At 47.8% G+C, this 18014-nt stretch carries 20 protein-coding genes, 1 tRNA gene, 1 rRNA gene and 1 other RNA gene; 3 read left to right on the forward strand and 20 right to left on the reverse strand.

The annotated features are described in order from the left end of the window. From GX364_07590 to GX364_07615, 6 genes are all read right to left on the reverse strand, one after another. A 16S ribosomal RNA gene (locus GX364_07590) occupies nucleotides 1–100 on the reverse strand; the annotation flags it as partial. 365 nt (nucleotides 101–465) lie between these two features. Beyond that, nucleotides 466–1086 carry a sporulation protein YunB gene (gene yunB / locus GX364_07595; GenBank protein ID NLI70709.1) on the reverse strand — a complete coding sequence of 207 codons (621 nt, stop codon included), beginning with the start codon at nucleotides 1084–1086 and terminating at the stop codon, nucleotides 466–468. 109 nt (nucleotides 1087–1195) lie between these two features. Next, entirely contained in the window at nucleotides 1196–2422 is a 1227-nt protein-coding gene (locus tag GX364_07600; GenBank protein NLI70710.1) for a tyrosine--tRNA ligase, read from the reverse strand. Between the two features lie 240 nt (nucleotides 2423–2662). Further along, nucleotides 2663–3445 (reverse strand): MBL fold metallo-hydrolase, encoded by a 783-nt coding sequence (locus tag GX364_07605; GenBank protein NLI70711.1) that lies wholly within the window; start codon nucleotides 3443–3445, stop codon nucleotides 2663–2665. A 5-nt stretch (nucleotides 3446–3450) separates the two neighbouring features. Continuing rightward, nucleotides 3451–3741 (reverse strand): FhlB domain-containing protein, encoded by a 291-nt coding sequence (locus tag GX364_07610; protein NLI70712.1) that lies wholly within the window; start codon nucleotides 3739–3741, stop codon nucleotides 3451–3453. A gap of 42 nt (nucleotides 3742–3783) precedes the next feature. Beyond that, nucleotides 3784–4479 (reverse strand): hypothetical protein, encoded by a 696-nt coding sequence (locus GX364_07615; protein ID NLI70713.1) that lies wholly within the window; start codon nucleotides 4477–4479, stop codon nucleotides 3784–3786. Nucleotides 4480–4636: 157 nt separating this feature from the next. On the opposite strand from GX364_07615, the gene galE reads away from it, so the two are divergent. Further along, nucleotides 4637–5629: a UDP-glucose 4-epimerase GalE gene (galE, locus tag GX364_07620; GenBank protein ID NLI70714.1), complete on the forward strand. Its 993-nt coding sequence runs from the start codon at nucleotides 4637–4639 to the stop codon at nucleotides 5627–5629. Nucleotides 5630–5653: 24 nt separating this feature from the next. Here galE and galK read toward each other — a convergent pair whose 3' ends face one another. The 6 genes from galK to GX364_07650 all read right to left on the reverse strand — a co-directional run bounded on the left by galK (nucleotide 5654) and on the right by GX364_07650 (nucleotide 10160). Next, the gene (gene galK / locus GX364_07625) at nucleotides 5654–6775 is read right to left on the reverse strand and encodes a galactokinase (GenBank protein ID NLI70715.1); all 1122 of its coding nucleotides are present in this window, start codon (nucleotides 6773–6775) and stop codon (nucleotides 5654–5656) included. A gap of 17 nt (nucleotides 6776–6792) precedes the next feature. Next, nucleotides 6793–7770 carry a galactose-1-phosphate uridylyltransferase gene (galT, locus tag GX364_07630; GenBank protein NLI70716.1) on the reverse strand — a complete coding sequence of 326 codons (978 nt, stop codon included), beginning with the start codon at nucleotides 7768–7770 and terminating at the stop codon, nucleotides 6793–6795. Next, nucleotides 7758–8057 carry a hypothetical protein gene (locus GX364_07635; protein NLI70717.1) on the reverse strand — a complete coding sequence of 100 codons (300 nt, stop codon included), beginning with the start codon at nucleotides 8055–8057 and terminating at the stop codon, nucleotides 7758–7760. Before GX364_07635 ends, galT begins: the two co-directional genes overlap by 13 nt. 117 nt (nucleotides 8058–8174) lie before the next feature. Continuing rightward, nucleotides 8175–8544: RNase P RNA component class A (gene rnpB / locus GX364_07640), an RNA gene on the reverse strand. Between the two features lie 252 nt (nucleotides 8545–8796). Then, nucleotides 8797–9009 carry a hypothetical protein gene (locus GX364_07645; protein NLI70718.1) on the reverse strand — a complete coding sequence of 71 codons (213 nt, stop codon included), beginning with the start codon at nucleotides 9007–9009 and terminating at the stop codon, nucleotides 8797–8799. A 53-nt stretch (nucleotides 9010–9062) separates the two neighbouring features. Next, nucleotides 9063–10160 (reverse strand): PDZ domain-containing protein, encoded by a 1098-nt coding sequence (locus tag GX364_07650; protein ID NLI70719.1) that lies wholly within the window; start codon nucleotides 10158–10160, stop codon nucleotides 9063–9065. 433 nt (nucleotides 10161–10593) lie between these two features. On the opposite strand from GX364_07650, the gene ylbJ reads away from it, so the two are divergent. Further along, nucleotides 10594–11808, forward strand: coding sequence for a sporulation integral membrane protein YlbJ (gene ylbJ, locus GX364_07655; GenBank protein ID NLI70720.1), 1215 nt, complete (start codon nucleotides 10594–10596; stop codon nucleotides 11806–11808). On the opposite strand, the gene coaD is transcribed toward ylbJ, so the two are convergent. From coaD to GX364_07670, 3 genes are read right to left on the reverse strand one after another with little or no spacing between them, the layout of a single operon-like run. Then, nucleotides 11798–12286 carry a pantetheine-phosphate adenylyltransferase gene (gene coaD / locus GX364_07660; protein NLI70721.1) on the reverse strand — a complete coding sequence of 163 codons (489 nt, stop codon included), beginning with the start codon at nucleotides 12284–12286 and terminating at the stop codon, nucleotides 11798–11800. The two genes, ylbJ and coaD, sit on opposite strands and share 11 nt — an antisense overlap. 7 nt (nucleotides 12287–12293) lie before the next feature. Further along, the gene (gene rsmD / locus GX364_07665; GenBank protein NLI70722.1) at nucleotides 12294–12857 is read right to left on the reverse strand and encodes a 16S rRNA (guanine(966)-N(2))-methyltransferase RsmD; all 564 of its coding nucleotides are present in this window, start codon (nucleotides 12855–12857) and stop codon (nucleotides 12294–12296) included. Between the two features lie 57 nt (nucleotides 12858–12914). Further along, nucleotides 12915–13073, reverse strand: a complete 159-nt coding sequence (locus GX364_07670) for a hypothetical protein (protein ID NLI70723.1) — start codon at nucleotides 13071–13073, stop codon at nucleotides 12915–12917. Between the two features lie 369 nt (nucleotides 13074–13442). Here GX364_07670 and GX364_07675 point away from each other — a divergent pair, with 369 nt between their 5' ends. Further along, nucleotides 13443–13598: a hypothetical protein gene (locus tag GX364_07675; GenBank protein NLI70724.1), complete on the forward strand. Its 156-nt coding sequence runs from the start codon at nucleotides 13443–13445 to the stop codon at nucleotides 13596–13598. 337 nt (nucleotides 13599–13935) lie between these two features. Here the strand turns inward: GX364_07675 and GX364_07680 are convergent, their stop codons facing one another. The 5 genes from GX364_07680 to GX364_07700 all read right to left on the reverse strand — a co-directional run bounded on the left by GX364_07680 (nucleotide 13936) and on the right by GX364_07700 (nucleotide 17991). Beyond that, nucleotides 13936–14847 (reverse strand): hypothetical protein, encoded by a 912-nt coding sequence (locus tag GX364_07680; GenBank protein NLI70725.1) that lies wholly within the window; start codon nucleotides 14845–14847, stop codon nucleotides 13936–13938. After that, nucleotides 14840–15280, reverse strand: coding sequence for a PspC domain-containing protein (locus GX364_07685; GenBank protein ID NLI70726.1), 441 nt, complete (start codon nucleotides 15278–15280; stop codon nucleotides 14840–14842). Before GX364_07685 ends, GX364_07680 begins: the two co-directional genes overlap by 8 nt. Before the next feature lie 229 nt (nucleotides 15281–15509). Continuing rightward, a complete protein-coding gene (locus GX364_07690; protein NLI70727.1) occupies nucleotides 15510–15722 on the reverse strand; it encodes a 50S ribosomal protein L28 in 213 nt (70 codons plus the stop codon). Between the two features lie 49 nt (nucleotides 15723–15771). Continuing rightward, nucleotides 15772–15857, reverse strand: a tRNA-Leu gene (locus tag GX364_07695). A 154-nt stretch (nucleotides 15858–16011) separates the two neighbouring features. After that, nucleotides 16012–17991: a leucine-rich repeat protein gene (locus tag GX364_07700; GenBank protein NLI70728.1), complete on the reverse strand. Its 1980-nt coding sequence runs from the start codon at nucleotides 17989–17991 to the stop codon at nucleotides 16012–16014. Nucleotides 17992–18014: the final 23 nt, after the last annotated feature.

The raw sequence follows: 18014 nt of genomic DNA on the forward strand, positions 1-18014 counted from the left end.
ACTATCCGTAGCATAGCAAGCTACGCTACTTCCCGTTCGACTTGCATGTGTTAAGCACGCCGCCAGCGTTCGTCCTGAGCCAGGATCAAACTCTCCAGTTCAATCCTTGAAATTTTACTCGAAATACGATTCTCTAATCAAAGAACCAAAAACACAAAACATTGACTCGCCCTGTTCAGTTTTCAAAGAACGTTCATTTATTGCCTTTTTGGCATTGCCTATATTAGCACAGAAAAGCAGCAATGTCAAGCCACGCTGGGCATGTTCGCCCTTGCAAAACGACAGCAAAATGGGAAGCAAGCACCTATCCATCTGCAAGGCAGAAAATATAGAATACTTCAACATCGATCAAATGAATTCCATAACTGATTTGAATTCAATATTGTAGCCCAGGCTCACTGCAAAAATTTATTCATGTTGTTCCAGTTTTTTTCAAAACAAAGAATAAAAATGCATCTTGATTTTCTAGAAAGGAAATTCAATGTTGACCACGGTCTCTGGAACCTCGCCGGGGTAGATAGCGTCAGCTATCGGCACCTGAACGTCAATATGGATGGGCGAGGAAATGAAAGGGATGACGATACGCATCTCGGTGCCAATTTGCAAATATATCTTGTGCCTTACCTGGTTTATTCCGGCTTCCTCGAATGAATCATGCAATTTGCCATTTACTTTCCCGGGTGAAATCAAGCGTACCGGTATGCGGGGGCCATATGTGGCCAACAGATAACTGCCCATCACTTCACCCAAAGGAATATCAAAAGCAATCTTTTCGACATTTTTCAACGTATCCAAAGTAATCAGGACAGTTTCGGAAATGATCCTGTTTGCTTCCGCCGTGTTGAGCTGGGCAAGAACTATTTTACCATTGTCATCTTTCTCGATCAGGATCAGTTCCCGGTAAAAAACATCTCCGGCGATCTTTTCCATGATTGCTTGGTTTACCGTTTCGGTAGCTATATTCTCGGCCCTGACTTCTGCAATAGAAATGATATTGGGGCGCAATCTGCTTTCAACAAAAATAAACCCCTCTATGATCAAAAACAGGATGAGGGTGATGAAAACAAATGAAATCAATGCTCGCATCTTGCCTTCCGGCAAAAAACGTCGGTGTCGAAACATAATATATAATCCCCCTATCTATTGATACTATGGCCGGAAGATTATAATTATGTCTGCTGTTTCGATTTTAGATTTACTTGATGAGCACCTTGATGAATTTTCGCTTGCCAATCTGCAGTAAAGTTTCCTCACTTATATCGATGTTTGTTTTCATTTCCTTGATTTTCTTGCCGTTGACACGTACCCCCCCCTGCTGTATGAGCCTGCGTGCCTCACTGTTGCTGCTCACCATTCCCGTATGAGCCAGCAGGCGGATCAGATCTGCAGGTGTCTCCCAGTTGGAGGAATCAAGGTGTATCAAGGGTATTTCATCAGGCAGTCCCTGTCTCTGAAAAACGCGACGGAACTCCTCCTCGGCTCTGGAAGCCTCTTCCTTCCCATGATATAGAGCGACTATCTCGTGCCCCAATCTCATCTTGGCATCGCGGGGATGAAGTCTGCCTCGATCCAAATCCCTTCTTATCCCTTCAATTTCCCCGGGTGAGAGGCGTGTGGCCAGGGAAAAATACTCCAACATCGATTCATCGTTGATGGACATTATCTTTCCGTACATCTCCCCCGGAGGATCTGTTATACCGATATAATTGCCCAGGCTTTTGCTCATTTTCTGCAGCCCATCGGTTCCAATCAGAATGGGGGTTGTCAATGTGATCTGGGGTTCCTGACCGTATTCTTTCTGCAGGAACCTGCCCATGAGCAGATTGAATTTCTGCTCGGTGGCACCCAATTCCACATCCGCGCGAATGGCGACGGAATCATAACCTTGCATCAGCGGATAGAAAAATTCATGCAGACTGATGGGTACGCCTTCACGGTACCTGCGGCTGAAATCTTCCCTTTCAAGCATTCTGGCCACCGTGATCTTTGAAGACAGCTCTATGATCCTGGCAAATTTCAATTCTGCAAGCCAGCTGCTGTTGAAAATCAATTCTGTTTTTGCGGGGTCGAGGATTTTATATACCTGCTCGCGGTAAGTCCGGGCATTGGCCAGCACTTCTTCCTCGGACATCTGTTTTCTGGCCTCCGCGCGGCCGGTGGGGTCACCGATGCGCCCTGTAAAATCCCCCAGTATGATGACCGCTTCGTGGCCAAGATCCTGAAATTCACGTATCTTGTGAAGGACAACCGCATGCCCAAGATGCAAATCCGGGGCCGATGGATCAAAGCCCAGTTTGCATTTCAGAGGTATTCCTGTTTCATAGGAATCTTTCAGTTTCCTGTACAGGTCCCCTTCGGGGATAATTTCAACCGTATTTCTTTTTATGATTTCCAATTGTTCCGCGGGTGTAATTTTTTTCATAACCGCCAAATGATTTTCCTCCTTGCTTGAATCAATAACCAATAGCAACAATCTTCGTTTATTTTAACACATACAGAAATAAATGTAGCTTTTTCCTCTCTTTTTGGCTCATTTTACAGGGGAAGAAGCGATTTTTGGCGCCGAAAAAAGCATTCTGCACACCGTAACAATTGCCTGCCTGAGAAATCATCCTCTGGATAAATATACTCCATGAAAGTGGGTGAATGATCCGGAAAAACATCAAGACTGCAGATAATGTCGTGGATTGATGCAAATACCATCGCTGGCGGCAATCACTTTTACTCCGATTTCCTCGGTCAAATTTTCTGCCAACCTGTCGGGGTTATTTGCCAGCATCGTCGTTCCAAAGTGGGTCAATACGGCTACAGCCGGTCTGATGTTTCTGATCAATTCCCTGACCCTTACCAGGTCGAGATGCTGAATATGTCGGGCCTGCACCGGTTCGTAAAGAACGACATTGATGATCAGCATATCGGCACGGTAATGATCGATCAGTTCGGGAAAATATGCCGTATCGGTGATAAAAGAAATTTTCCCGTATGGAAGTTCAAATTTGAACCCGTAATTCTCCACCGGATGCAGGTGGGTTACCGGAGTGGAGAACTTGATGTTACAGAACTCGTACCGGCCACCCTCTTCCAGGATAACCATCCTTTCCACTGCCGCCTGAAGGTAGCTGAACAATACAGGTTCAAAGTCTACAGCCGATGCAGGCAGGAAAACTGCCCCCCGGCGGTTGTAGGTGCCATTGGTCATGGCTTCCACCATGATATTAAGGTCGGTTGAATGATCCAGGTGCCTGTGGGAAAGCAAGATCCCGTCCAGGAGATCAGGATCAAGTTTGGGCGTGCTGGCAAAGCAATTGACCAGGGTACCCGGCCCGGGATCGATCAGAAAATTGGTCCCTCCGAAACGGCACCAGGTACCGGCCGAAGATCGCAGTTGTTGCTTTACCACGAAGCGTGCACCCGCGGTACCCATTATTTTTATGAAATCATCCAAATTGATTATTTCTCCTTGTCCAGCTCTCTATCCGCCTTGAATACAAAAGCCAGAATTGTGGCCAGAGCCTCGTACAATTCCACGGGAATCTCCTCCCCGAGATCGAGAACCCTGAGACTTTCCACCAGATTTTCATCCTGGAATATCTTGATGCCATGGCCGGCAGCGATCTCCATGATCCTCTCCGCAAACCACCCCTGCCCGCTAGCCACGACAACGGGAGCATTGTCTTCGCCCTGGCGATAACGAAGTGCCACCGCTTTTCTTATATCGAAATGATCATCTGACCTGGTCATGGTTTTTCCCCTTGGATGGTTGTTTTTCGCTCCGGAAACCGATCATACCCGTACATTAAGATGAATATTTCCCCCGGCAAATTCCCTGGCTATCTCTTCTCTAACCGGATAAACCGCCCATGACAACAACTCTTTGCCGGGAGCAATTTCCCGCCCCTCCGCTTCGATCAATTTCTTGACTTCTTCCTCCAACCTTCTGCCGGCCTCCCTGGTTTCTACAAGGAAAACACAGCTGAAACCGTCTTTCTTGATTCCTACACGAACCATTACCAGGCCCAGATTTCTGGTTTCCACAACCAGTTCCACCATCGGGTTCTCCCTCAGAATCGTGCCACTTTTCTTTTCTCGTTGGGGGTAATATCGGATGAAGACCGGGTAGTTCTGATGCGCAAAAGGTACCAGGAGACTCCACAAGAGGGAATCGGCCAGCGGAAGGCTCAGAGGCGTACCCCTGGTTGGCGTTTCGGTACGTGCCAATATGCGATACAGCAATTTTTCCCCCCTCTGGGCATAGTACTCCAGAAGGAGAAATTCCCCCTTGTAAACCGGCGTTTCAACCTTGGCCGGGAAACTGCCTCCTGCCCAGCGCAATATCGCCTGCTCCCCCTTCATGTCGATAACCTTTGCCAGCATACGGGCAATGGTGGTACTGTCTGACCTTGCTTTGGAGGCCCCTTCAGCAGGATCGATCGCCTTGATCAGGACGTCGTTCAAAGTATTGATAATCCCATCTACCATGGACATCATCCAACCCGCAATATGATATAATTATTTTACCATATATTGATGGGGGATGCATGTTTTTCCGCATGAAGCAAAATGAATCTGCCGTCAAAAATAACCGAGCTTGCCTGGCTTGTTGCCATTTTTACTACATTGAAATTGGGAGGGGTTTATTTTGATTCTTGTCACTGGAGGTGCCGGCTATATCGGCAGCCATGTGGTAAATGAACTTATCGGTAAAAATTTCAGGGTCACGGTGATGGATAATTTAAGCACCGGCCACAGGGCGGCAGTTCCCCCCGCGGCAGAATTTATCGAAGCTGACCTGTTGGATGAAATGATGACGCGGGAAATTCTTTTGAAAGTCAGGCCGCAGGCAGTGATTCATTTTGCGGCCAAAAGTATCGTTTCCGATTCTGTCGCCAACCCGCTGGCCACTTTCAATACCAACGTGGTCGGTACGTTGAACCTTCTCAAAGCGATGCAACTGACCGGAACCAGGTTGCTTGTTTTCTCATCCACCGCTGCAGTTTACGGTGAACCGCATGAAACACCAATTGAAGAAGGCCATCCCCTGAATCCAACCAATCCATACGGGGAATCAAAATATTTCATTGAAAAGATACTGGCCCGTGTAGCCGAAACGGGATCACTTGGCTATATTTCCTTGCGGTATTTCAATGCTGCTGGTGCGGATCCCGAGGAAAATATCGGGGAGGATCACTCACCGGAAACACACCTTGTCCCCCTTGTCCTGGCAGTGGCTCTGGGGAAAAAAGATAAAGTAGTCATTTTCGGCGATGATTATCCGACCAGGGACGGAACTCCCATCCGTGATTATATCCATATCAAGGATCTCTCTTCCGCCCATATACTTTCTCTGAGGGCGCTGCTTGAGAACAGAATTACACGGGCAGTATACAATCTTGGCAACGAACGTGGGTACTCGGTCAAAGAAGTTATCGACATGGCGAAAAAAATCACCGGCAAAAACATCAGTTACCAGGTTGGCTCCAGAAGAAAAGGGGACCCCTCGGTGCTGGTAGCCAGTTCGCGGAAAATCAAAAAAGATCTGGGCTGGACCCCGCTGTTTTCCGATCTGTCCACCATCATCGATACTGCATGGCGTTGGCACAAAAACAATCCGGAGGGTTTCCGCGACTGACCATCCGCCAATACCATTTTGCACTCACTTTTCTTCCATCAACCTTGTTGATGAACCGTCGGCCGCCGGAGTTACGTAAAACAGGGGCTTCCCGGGCAAAACCCTTTTCGTCCCATCCAGGATTTGCCGTTGAAGTCCGGTGACCCGATCTTTTTCAACCAGAGCCACGGCGCAGCCGCCGAACCCGGCACCTGTCATTCTGGCCCCCATTACCCCATCATAATTTTGCGCGGCATCGACAATGGCATCCAGCTCCCTGCAGCTAACTTCAAATAGATCGCGCAGGCCGCGGTGGGAGGAGTTCATGAGTCTTCCGAAGGAGAACATATCCTTGTCGATCAGAGCCCTCACCGCATCCTTGACCCTCCCGTTTTCTTCAAGAACATACAGGCTTCTCCGGAACAGGGTATCCGGCATCATGGGGCGGGCTTCATTCAATTCATCAAGGGTAACATCCCGCAAGGATTCTTTGGGTCTGGCCGTGATGGCTGCAATCATGGATAAAGCTTCCTCACACTCCTTGCGGCGGCGATTGTATTCAGAATGGGCAAGACTTCTCCTGACACGACTGTCGATGATCATGAAAGTATATTTGCTCTGATCAACCGGTACCGTTTCAAAATCCCGGCTGCGGCAATCAATAAAAAGAGCGTGACCCGGCGCTGACAGGGCTGAAGCAAATTGATCCATGATGCCGCACATCACTCCTACATATTCATTTTCCGCTTTCTGACAGATCAAAGCCAATTCTCGCCTGTCAATTTCAATATCGCTCAGAGATGTAAATGCCGATGCCGCGGCCACCTCCAGCGCTGCCGAGGAACTCAAACCAGCACCTATGGGAATATTTCCCCCGAAGGAAAGGTCGGCTCCACGGATCTCATACCCCTTTTTCATCAACGCCCAGCAAACCCCTTCAATGTAGCTCCACCACCTTATCTTTTGGCGCGGCTTCAGTTCGGCAAGAGAAAAAGTATATTTTTCACCTTTATCCAGAGCGTGGGCGTGCACCTCACCATCCTCGCGCCCGGTTGCTACCACCGTGATGCCCATGTTTACAGCCATTGGCAGAACAAAGCCCAGGTTGTAATCGGTATGTTCCCCGATGAGGTTTACCCTTCCAGGAGCCCTTGCCACGATTTTCAATCCAGACACCTCCATCGTTAATTTTGGGGTATTTTTCGTCGAAGCTGCATTGCTTTTTCCTCGGGAATGGAATCGTTGATGAAAGTGCCGGCTCCCTGTTCACATCCGGCCAGGAATTTCAATTTTCCCATGTCTCTAACAGGTGGAAGAAACTCAAAATGAAGATGATTCAGGCCCCGCTTGCCTTTGACCGGATCCTGGTGCAAGATCATGAGATAGGGAAAGGAAGTCTCGAATAGCGCATCATATCCGCGCACAACTTTCTGCAGAATGGAAGCAAGATTTTGATCTTCCTCCGCGGTCAGGTCGCTCAAGGAAGAGCGATGATGACGGCTATAAATATGCACTTCAAAGGGATATCGGGCGTAAAAAGGAAGAAATGCGGTGAAATCCTTGTTGGAGGCAACAACACGCGAACCTTCAGATTCTTCAATCCTCAAAACATCACAAAAGAGACATTTTCCATCATTTTTTTTACGATAATCCCTTGCAGAGGATAGCTCCCGTTCAGGTATCGGAGGGAGGTAAGGAAAAGCGTAAATCTGACCATGAGGATGATGCAACGTCACCCCGACTTCCTCTCCCTTGTTTTCAAAGATGAGAACATATTCAATTTCCTTTTTACGCCCCAGCTCCTCGTAGCGATCTCTCCAGACCCGAATAAGATTTACAATTTGTTCATGCGACAGAGTAGCCATACTTCCATGGTGCTCCGGGGAGTAAACGACGACTTCACAGACCCCCCTGGATTCCTTTACCGGGTGAAGATCGATACTCTCCGCCTCTATCTTTGGCGGCGGTATTTTGAAACTGGGAAAACGATTTTCAAATACCACTATTTCAAAATTCTCACGTGGTATTTCGGTCGTGAAGCCCCCCTTTTTCGTGGGGCATAGTGGACAATATTCCCGGGGAGGCAACAGGGTACGGTCCATCCTGTGGGTGGCTGTAACGGTCCACTCACGACAGATGGGGTTCCACCTCAGCTCCGACATCTATGCTTCTCCTCCCCGCCATTTTTCTCGTCGTTTCTTTCAGGGGTAAAGGAATAAAATATGAGATAGCGCCCATCGTCCTTGATTATCTTTTCCTTGTTCATCACCCGATGCTTTTCATGCATTTCTGATTGCCCCCCGTCCATTTTTTGCTTCTTTCTGTCAAACATTATATCATAACAATACCCGCCACTTCTGCAAGCAATATTCGTTCCACGAACACCCCTTGAACAATGTTCAAGTTGAATTTGGCCCTGTTTCACCTTGCCGATTTCAGCAACTTTCATCTATCCTCTATTTCCCCCGGTCATCTATCCGGAGTTACCAGGAATATCTGTCGTGAAATCGTGTCATTCCTGCCCGTATATATATCAGGGCACACCATACAAATGATGTGCCCTGATTTATTGAGCAAACCTGTAAGCCGAGTTCTGTTCCTCGCATAATTCGAGGCGGTAGTCATCTATCTGTGGATGCCAGTCGCCTGACACCTCTTGCGACCATACCCGAGGAATCTGCGCGCAACGTCATCTCCCTCCTATTTGGTCTTGCTCCGGGTGGGGTTTACCTAGCCGACTGGTCTCCCAGCCGCTGGTGCGCTCTTACCGCACCGTTGCACCCTTACCCCATTCAAGTTTGAAGTGGGGCGGTTTATTTCTGTGGCACTATCCTTGGGGTCACCCCCACTGGGCGTTACCCAGCACCCTGCTCTCTGGAGCTCGGACTTTCCTCAGGAGAATCTCAAGGTTCCCCTGCGACTACCCGGTTTACTCAATCTGTTAGCTATTTTCTTCTTGACACCCGCTAACAATATTATAGCGGTAGCAGGCTCCATTTTCAAGTCAACAACTTTTATTCTGGAATCCCGATACTCATACAATGCTGTCTTTCGTCTGCCGGAAATCGCCAGCCCACACCCGGCCCGATTTACATTGCCGAACAAAAGTGCCGTCATCCCACCGTGACCAAGATCAATCTTTTGAACCGCCATATTTCCCCTGTTCCCGTCCGGTTTGCTTGCAAGAATCAAGAATGCGGGAATGGTTTCCTTGATGGGCTCCGGGCAATTCTGTTGATGATGAAATAAGACAGGATTCCGCCTCCAAGCAGAAGGAGACCGGTCAAGGTATAAAGAGCAGTCCTGCCCTTTCTTCTGGCTATCACATTGTCCCAGGCCCAGAGTGCCAGGCCGCCTATGAACGGAACTATTTCCTTTCCACCCGGTTCATTCTTTTCCATGTATTGCCTCCAGAATATCGATCATCATAATATCGATCATCATATTTTATAACTTAGATTGCCCAGTTCTGAAGGCTATATCCGGAATAGTACCCTGAAACCTGGATGTTTTCCAGAATGGTCGGGATATCAGCGGAAGAAAACCTGGTTTTGTAGGAGGAAGACATATTTATTTCGGCAAGAAAGGCCATCACATCTTGTAAATTTTTAACCGGTACCAGTTCCATCTTTTTGTTAACCTTCATGGCTTCACCGTAATTTTCTTCCGGCAAAATAAAAAATTCAGCTCCTGCCCTCTCTGCAGCTACCACCTTCTGCCTGACCCCGCCGATTTCCCCGATATCCTCGTAATAGCTGATCGTCCCCGTCCCCGCGATATCATGCCCTCCCGTCAGGTCCCCGCTCAACAATTGGTTGATGATCTCCAGCACAAACATCATCCCTGCAGATGGCCCTGAAATATTTCCCGTCTTGATATCTATTTCCATGGGCATGTCAAGTTTCCAATCCCCAAGTGCGGTGATAATTATGCCCAGGGCAGGTTTGCGGGGGTCATCAACATGTGGAACGGTGGGTATCTCGGCATTGAATTCTTCCCCATTCCTTTGCAGCGTGAGTTTGACAGATTCCCCGATTTTTCTGTTCTGAACGATGGCCAGGACCTGGTCAGCAAAATGAACATCTTCACCATCTATCTTGACAATGACATCATCAGCTTGCAATATGCCTTCTGCGGGACTATTGTTTGCAAATGCACGTATGGCAATGCCCTTGCCTTCGATATCCACAGGTTTTCCGGCTCTCCTCAACGCAATAAATTTCGCCAATAACTGGCTCTCTTCCATCCACTTTTCCAGAATGTTTATATACTCCTGCTGGCTTATCCCCGAAGGGATCACCTTGTTTTGATGCAGAACATCGATATAGGGATGAAAAAAACCGTAAATCAACCAGAAGAGGGTTGCCCTCTGTTGCCCCACTGTAACCAGATAGAAATTCCCGTCGTTCCGGTGATACCCTCCTTCGACGTCAACAAATTGGCTTAAATTTTCAGCAGTGCCGGGTTTCAAAATCAGGTATGGCGTGGGAACAAACGATGCCAGTATCAACAACAGAAAAACAACCAGTGCAACCTTGGTATTTCTTTTCAAGTGTCTCCCCTCTTTTCGGTTCAATATATTGTTCCTGGCATGAGCGGGTTCGGAAGACGTCGTCCTGGCAAGAAGGAAATGGTTTTCATTGCACGCATCCTGCAATCCGCAAATTTGCACTTGATAATTAGTATTATACAGCAAAGGGAACCAATTATTAACCGGTCAAAAAATAAAAACCGGATCCATTTTTTATCAGGTGTTCAATGAAGGCAAAAACAACATTTTTTCGCCCGGAACCGTTGTCAGCATTATCAAAAGAAGTTCTATATCCAATTTTCGATCCATATATAATAAGCGATGTCCCTTGACAGGATTATGAATAACAGGAGTTATCATGCCATATTACATCCTTCTGGCTATCGTGCCAGCAGCATATTTCTTCCATAGCTACAGAAAAAATAGAAAAAAGTCGTTCGCCAATCGTGATTTCATGACCCTTGTGCTGGCCCTCCTTGTCGTTGGCCTGACTGTCTCCGTGATTCTTTTTCCGGAAGACGCCTTCGATGCCTCCGTGAACGGATTGGAGATATGGTGGAAAATTGTCTTTCCCGCGCTTCTGCCCTTCTTTATCATCTCACATATATTGATCGGCCTGGGCGTGGTACATATGCTGGGTGTCATCCTGGAGCCGATCATGCGTCCACTCTTCAATGTTCCGGGGGCGGGTTCTTTCGTGCTGGCCATGGGGTTGGCTTCCGGTTTTCCCATCGGGGCTCTTCTGACCACCAGGCTCAGGGAACAGAATCTCTGCACGGGGGTCGAGGCCGAAAGGCTTTTAAGTTTTACCAATACCGCCGACCCTCTCTTCATGTTTGGAGCTGTCGCCGTGGGAATGATCGGACATCCGGAAACAGGTGTCATCATTGCCGTGGCCCATTACCTATCCAGCGTAACCATCGGCCTTCTAATGCGTTTTTACAAACGCGGAGATGGTTCTTCCCCTCCCGGGAAAACTGGAAACGGCAATCTATTTTCACGTTCGATAAAAGCTTTGCTGGAAGCACGGGAAAAGGACAGTCGCCCGCTGGGACAGCTGCTCAGCGATGCCATCATGAGTTCAATCAACACTTTGTTGCTCGTCGGAGGATTCATCATTCTTTTTTCGGTTATCATCAGGATCCTTGAAAGAATCGGGGGAATAGCATTGATGGTTGCCATGCTGGCAAATCTGCTGGAATTTCTGGGTATCTCCGTGCAACTGGCCCCTGCTTTGATCAGCGGACTGTTTGAAATCGATCTGGGCTGTAAACTGGCCGGATCGGCATCCGCGCCATTGAAAGATATCGTCATCATCTGCGGTTTCATCATTGCCTGGAGCGGCCTATCTGTTCATGCACAGGTAGCCAGCATCATCAGCAAGACTGATATAAAAATAAATTCCTACATCATTTGCCGGGCCCTGCATGCAATTCTGGCTGGCCTTTACTCGGCAATTCTGGCTGGCCCCGTATTTCCCCTTTTCGCCAAAGTTGCCCTTCCCGCTTTCTACCAGATGACCCCTGCGGGCACTTTTTCCTTCTGGTGGGAGCGAAGCCGATTCATGCTTTACCATCTGTTGATTTTTTTGGGAACACTGATGGCCATGGTTCTGATCGGAACATTGATCAAAAAAATAAGAATTGTTTTCCTGAAGATCAAAACGTAGAGGTGTTGATCTTCTTTATGATGAAGTCGTGGACTTCTTCCGGCACCATGGCACTGATATCGCCACCGAAACAAGCAACCTCTTTAACGATACTGGAGCTCAGGTAAGCATACTTGCTGCTGGTCATCATGAACATGGTCTCCAGACGAGGATCCAATTTGTTGTTGATCAAAGCCATCTGGAACTCAAATTCAAAATCAGAAATGGCTCTCAACCCCTTGATGATTATACAGGCTTCCTTCTGGCGAGCGTAATCAACCAGCAACCCCCTGAAACTATCAATTTCGATGTTGCGGTAATTCCTGGTTACCGATTTGAGCATTTTCATTCTTTCTTCAAAGGTAAAAAGTCCTTTTTTACGGGGATTGTCCAGCACAGCCACGGTCAGATGATCAACCACCTTGCTGGCCCTTCTGATAATATCAATGTGCCCGTTGGTAACGGGATCAAAACTTCCGGGACAGATTGCCCTTCTCATTTTGGTCTTAATACCCCCTCTCCGAATCTTTCATCTTCAAGAAACTCAGGGCCGTGTCTCCGTAATATTTCCTGTCGATCATGACCCAGTTTTCCGCATAAATATTTTTCCGCTTATGATGCTCTACAATAACCATCCCCCCCGGCGGGAGTGGATTGCTGCTTGAAATGGCATTCAGAACCTTGGGTATCAGGTTGCTGTTGTAAGGAGGATCCAGGTATACAAATGGCATATCCCCTTTTTTCTTGGATATTACTTTTATTGCGGCCAGAACATCGGTTCTCAGAATAGAGGCCCGGGAATCCAGACCAGCATTTTTTAAATTTTCAATAATTATTTTAACACACATGAAATTATTTTCAATGAACGTACAGGATTTGGCTCCTCTACTCAGAGCTTCGATACCCACAGCTCCGCTTCCAGCAAAGATATCGACGAAATTTTGCCCCCGGACCCGTTCCCCCAGGATATCGAACAGAGCCTCCCTGACCATGTCGGGCGTGGGCCTGACCTCCTTGCGACGCGGGGCTTTTATTCTGATTCCACGGCAAGAACCCCCGATAATTCTCATGTTGGTGCACCCCTGTACAGGAATTATTTTGCAACAAGAATTTTCAAGCTTATTTTATCATGCTTCCTCTCCGATTATAAAATAATTTCTTTCGGGGCAGCAGAATGATCCATATCGTTGAAAAACAGGAGCCTGCCGGCTCATGGTGAACTTCCTGATCAGGCCCATGATAAGGCGTGCTATTTCGGGTGACATCCTGGACAGTTGCGGATCCATCCTCCCGTGATGAGAAACGGATTATAAATATTTTAAAAAGAAGGGAAAAATATTTTATATGAAGGTATAAAACAGGATTCCATGTTAAATAATATCAATGAAGCAACAATGTTCCCCATAAGCTCTTCCTCCGGTTTCTCCTCTCCCGGTCACCGATCGATATCGGTGGCTTTGCCGCAGGTTTCACCTGCGGCCATTTTTTTATAGGGCCTTTCTATATCACGACAATACACGTTGGCAAAATTTCTTTTCAGCATAATTGGCGAAATTATGAATCACATCCCTGCAAATGCTGAATATAATATAAACCGATCGCAAGTTGTTGTTTCTATGGAGGTTCAAAAAATGAATTCAAGGAGAAGAAAGTCCTTGATCTTGAGAAAAGGCGGAGGGGTTTTCCTGGCTCTGGGGGGATTGGTCCTCGTTGTCAAGACGGTGCCTTTCTTTGTGTTGCCACTCTTGCTAGGTTCTTTGCTTGTACTGGCTGGATGGCACATATATTCTTATAATCCGCATTGCTGGTAGCAATCCCCATGCCCCCGACCCCCTGTGAAAGGAGGATTATCATGATGAAATTTTACGCTGTCAAAGCCCCCGGCCTTGTTGCCGCAATATTGAAGGGAATCATTTCCCTGTTCAATAAAAATAGGGGTTGACAATTCTCCGGCCTGTTGAGAGAGCAGCATGATCAGCAGGCTTTTTTGTCAAAAGCAGACCCCGGCAAGATGTTGTTCCGGAAAATCTGGAGATGATACAGGAAAGGCAGAAGGTGGTTTGTTTCCGGAGGGTGAAACATGGATCTGGGGCAGTTCAAAATTCGGCCAACTTGCTTTGCTTTACCTGAAGATGAAAAATGAAGGGTTCAAGATTGAATGGATGGCGGATGCCGTTCCAGTTCAAACCTGCTGGCCCCACCGCTAAAATTGAGGGTCATTCTGGAAGATGATACATCTTCCGTAACATAATGATTTCCCTTCCTTGTCAAACCCTGATCCTCGAGATTGGAACTGACCAGGCCACCATCCAGTTCAATGTCCAGTTCCATTGAATCCGGCACGATTACTTTTACCCTCGAGGCCCCGGCATCGATACTCAACCTCGTCTCCATTCCCCTCTCCCCCAGGCGGATGGTGATATTCCCGGCACCGATTTCCAGATCCAGGGATTTCAAATCGATTTCTCTGAAATCCAGATCCGCACCGGTTGCGCCCAGTTCCAGATCGAGATCCCATGCAACGCTACGCGGCAATCTGACGTTCCATTCCCCGTTCAATATTTCCGATGAAAAACGGGGGAAAGAGCCGGATGTTTGTTTGACCAGATATTCAGCCTTGTTTTCCCTGAAATTGGATTTGATTTCAGGCCCGGAGATATCACCGCTGTACATGATCTCCAGTCGCCTTTCATTGTTTCCCCCCATTCTCAAACTGCCCGCCCCGAAAGCCAGTTCGAGATTGGCGACATCGATGCCAGTCGGAAGGGCAAGCATTTCTTCACCGCTGATGAAATGTTTCCCCCTTTTTTTGCAATCATGATTGTCCCAGAGCCAGATGCCCGCAACAACGGTTCCGGCGATGATCAGCAGAACCAACCCCAGGGAGAAACGATTTCTGCCGGAAATGATGAAGATGCCCAGAGCTATCAACAGCACCGGCCAGAATCGGGGCAGAAAGAAACACCAGAAACCCCATTCTATCACACCAAAACTGCTCAAACCGAGCGTGATACCGGCAATGATCAAAAATAAACCCCAGAATATCTTTCTTTCATTCATCTTTTTTACCCGCAAGTCCGCTCAAAACGATGGCGATGCCCACCAGAATAATGATAATGGGCCAGGCATTGTGCCAGGGAAGAAAGGGCATGAATTGCTTCATCAGGAGAAACAGGCCGATAAAAATGGCTATCAGGCCTACAATCAGATACCCCTTCCTGTTGCTTGATTCAGCATCTTGAGGCAAACTTTCCACCGTTTGCAGTTCCTCTTCCCCGACAGTTGCGTCAGGAATATGCTCATGCAGGTTTTTTTTCTCCGGAATGATGATCCAGGCAGCGATGTAAACCAGCAACCCCATTCCTCCTGCAAAAAAAGCCAGAACCCACAACAACCTGATCAACACGGGATCGACATCAAAATAGTCTGCCAGGCCGCCGCATACCCCGGCGATCATTTTATCCGTAGCGGAACGGTAGATTTTTTTTGCCATTTTGGAAATACTCCTGTTTTCCAGTCGTGCGATGCTATTTTTAAACCCATGCAGGATCGATTCAAAATATCATCCTGTCCATAACAACTTGCTTGCAACTTCCTTGAAGATGCCTTATTTACCGGGGGGCCGAGTCCTGCAAAACAATCTATGCCTGTTTCTACAACCAAAAAATGGCCCGTCCAAGCCATGTTTTTGACCGCGGCCGCGGCAATATTCAAGCCAGCCGTTATTGTGAAACGGTTTTCCGGATTGCTCTTGTCACCCGGCCCGATTTGATACAGGTGGTGCAAACATTCATTTTACGGTTGCAATCCTTCTTCAGGGATACACGTATTCTTTGGATGTTTGGTTTCCAGGCCCTCTTGGTCTTCACATGGGAGTGGCTGATAGTGAAACCACTACTCTGTTTTTTGCCGCATATCTCACATACTTTGCCCATTTTTTTCGAACCCTTTCATTGTTTATAGAAGATGCCTCTACAGGGAAAGTGGTGCCGAAGGTGGGAATCGAACCCACATGAGCCAAGCCCACGCGATTTTGAGTCGCGCGCGTCTGCCAGTTCCGCCACTTCGGCCCGCAAATGATATATTAGCATATTTGCATCTCACCTGCAACGATCAACTTCGCGTAACCTGCAATCGTAACCTGACATCGAGATTCGAAAACCGCCGCCTCCTTTTACCCTTTCAAATCCTCATGGCTGACGAAGATGCGGCGGTTCAAAGCACTCATCCATTAGAAAAACCGAACAACTTGTCCACTAGGGGAAAATCATCGATCAGGTCCACGATATAGCGCAGGATCAGAATTGCATCCTGGACATTGACACCATCTTGCAGATTGACGTCGCCAAACACTTCCTGTTCCGCTGTGAATGATATCAATCCCACGATACCCCTCAATACAACAATGGCATCCTGCACATCGATTTCATCATTGCCATCAAGATCTCCATAGGGCATGTAGATAACGATTACCCCTTGATCTTCCAGGGAGGAAATAACCCACCTTGCCTTTTCGCCCGGGGCAAGATTTAGATCTTTGTTGTATCTCAGGTCAACTCCTCTCAGGGCAACAAGACCCCCGAGGCCCGAGATGTCCGTGATTTTATTTTCTTTCAGGAAAAGATAATATAAATACTTCAATCCCGAAAGCCCTTCGATCCTGGTGATCTGATTCCGACCCAGGTTCAGTTCTTCAAGGTTGGCCAGCTTGTCAAGCCCCTCGATCTTGGTGATCTGATTCCGACCCAGGTTCAGCTCTTCAAGGTTGGCCAGCTTGTCAAGCCCCTCGATCTTGCTGATCTGATTCCTGGCCAGGTCCAGATCTTTGAGGTTGGCCAGCTTGTCAAGCCCTTCGATCCTGGTGATCCGATTCTGACCCAGGTTCAGCTCTTCAAGGTTGGCCAGCTTGTCAAGCCCTTCGATCCTGGTGATCCTGTTACCGGTCAGGTAGAGTGAATAAAGACAACCCAGCTTATCAAGCCCCTCGATCTTGCTGATCTGATTCCTGGCCAGGTCCAGATCTTTGAGGTTGGCCAGCTTGTCAAGCCCCTCGATCTTGCCGATCTGATTCCAATCCAGGCTCAGGTATCCAAGGTTGGCCAGCTTGTCAAGCCCCTCGATCCTGGTGATCCTGTTACCGGTCATGTAGAGTGAATAAAGATAACCCAGCTTGTCAAGCCCCTCGATCTTGCCGATCTGATTCCAATCCAGGCTCAGGTATCCAAGGTTGGCCAGCTTGTCAAGCCCCTCGATCCTGGTGATCCGATTCCTGGCCAGGTCCAGATCTTTGAGGTTGACCAGTGTGTCAAGCCCCTCGATCCTGCCGATCTGATTCCAATCCAGGCTCAGGCCTTTGAGGTTGACCAGTTTGTCAAGCCCCTCGATCCTGGTGATCCGATTCCTGCCCAGGTCCAGACCTTCAAGGTTGACCAGTTTGTCAAGCCCTTCGATTTTGCTGATCCCGTTACTGCCCAGGACAAGCCATTCCAGCTCGGTCATGCCCGAAAGTCCCTCGATCTTGAGAATCTTGTTGTTGTTAATGGATAGGAACAACATTTTGGTCATCTTTTTCAGAGGTGCCATATCGCCGATCATGTTGTTTTCAAGGTGTAACTTTTCCATTTTGACCATGTTTTGCAGAGGCGCTATATCTTCGATCAGGTTATTTCCAAGGCGAAGGTATTTCATATCGGTCAGTTTGGCAAGAGCCGAAATGTCTGTAACCATATTTCCCGACAGAAGCAGTTCGTGTAATTTGCTCATATTGCGGAGTGAAGTGATGACACTGATCCTGTTTTCAGAAAGTACGAGCCGTTCCAGGTTGACAAGCTTGTTGAGTGGTGAAATGTCACTGATACGGTTATAACCCAGGAAAAGCCACTCCAGGTTGGTAAGGTTGGCAAGGGGAGAGAGATCGCTGATAAGGTTGTGAGACAGATTGAGCGACTTCAACCCGGTCGCATGTTGGAGGCCGGTCAAATCAGCTATCTCCCCATTCGCTAAATTCAAATTGGTCAATGACTCCATATCCCCAACAGTTATGGGGTCGTTCTGCTTGTTTATCTTAACCCGGATCAACGCTTCCAGTTGCGGGTCCGGTATGTGAACCTCAGTTGCAAGGGCCACATTGCCGCTCCCGGAAAGCATGGTAAATAGAAATACAGCCAGGCAACAAGACAGAACCTTCAAACTTGTTTTGACCATCCATCCCGACTCCTTTCTTCCTC

This window comes from Bacillota bacterium, assembly GCA_012518215.1.
Lineage (GTDB): Bacteria > Bacillota > Dethiobacteria > DTU022 > PWGO01 > JAAYSV01.

What these genes read in the sequence shown, in the direction of transcription:
- ylbJ (NLI70720.1), top strand. Translation starts at nt 10,594, where the DNA reads ATGACCCTTGTGCTGGCCCTCCTTGTCGTTGGCCTGACTGTCTCCGTG.
- coaD (NLI70721.1), bottom strand. Translation starts at nt 12,286, where the DNA reads ATGAGAAGGGCAATCTGTCCCGGAAGTTTTGATCCCGTTACCAACGGG.
- rsmD (NLI70722.1), bottom strand. Translation starts at nt 12,857, where the DNA reads ATGAGAATTATCGGGGGTTCTTGCCGTGGAATCAGAATAAAAGCCCCG.
- yunB (NLI70709.1), bottom strand. Translation starts at nt 1,086, where the DNA reads ATGCGAGCATTGATTTCATTTGTTTTCATCACCCTCATCCTGTTTTTG.
- GX364_07670 (NLI70723.1), bottom strand. Translation starts at nt 13,073, where the DNA reads ATGGATCCGCAACTGTCCAGGATGTCACCCGAAATAGCACGCCTTATC.
- GX364_07635 (NLI70717.1), bottom strand. Translation starts at nt 8,057, where the DNA reads ATGAAAGTTGCTGAAATCGGCAAGGTGAAACAGGGCCAAATTCAACTT.
- GX364_07610 (NLI70712.1), bottom strand. Translation starts at nt 3,741, where the DNA reads ATGACCAGGTCAGATGATCATTTCGATATAAGAAAAGCGGTGGCACTT.
- GX364_07600 (NLI70710.1), bottom strand. Translation starts at nt 2,422, where the DNA reads ATGAAAAAAATTACACCCGCGGAACAATTGGAAATCATAAAAAGAAAT.
- GX364_07615 (NLI70713.1), bottom strand. Translation starts at nt 4,479, where the DNA reads ATGGTAGATGGGATTATCAATACTTTGAACGACGTCCTGATCAAGGCG.
- GX364_07690 (NLI70727.1), bottom strand. Translation starts at nt 15,722, where the DNA reads ATGGGCAAAGTATGTGAGATATGCGGCAAAAAACAGAGTAGTGGTTTC.
- GX364_07700 (NLI70728.1), bottom strand. Translation starts at nt 17,991, where the DNA reads ATGGTCAAAACAAGTTTGAAGGTTCTGTCTTGTTGCCTGGCTGTATTT.
- GX364_07685 (NLI70726.1), bottom strand. Translation starts at nt 15,280, where the DNA reads ATGGCAAAAAAAATCTACCGTTCCGCTACGGATAAAATGATCGCCGGG.
- GX364_07680 (NLI70725.1), bottom strand. Translation starts at nt 14,847, where the DNA reads ATGAATGAAAGAAAGATATTCTGGGGTTTATTTTTGATCATTGCCGGT.
- GX364_07645 (NLI70718.1), bottom strand. Translation starts at nt 9,009, where the DNA reads ATGGAAAAGAATGAACCGGGTGGAAAGGAAATAGTTCCGTTCATAGGC.
- galT (NLI70716.1), bottom strand. Translation starts at nt 7,770, where the DNA reads ATGTCGGAGCTGAGGTGGAACCCCATCTGTCGTGAGTGGACCGTTACA.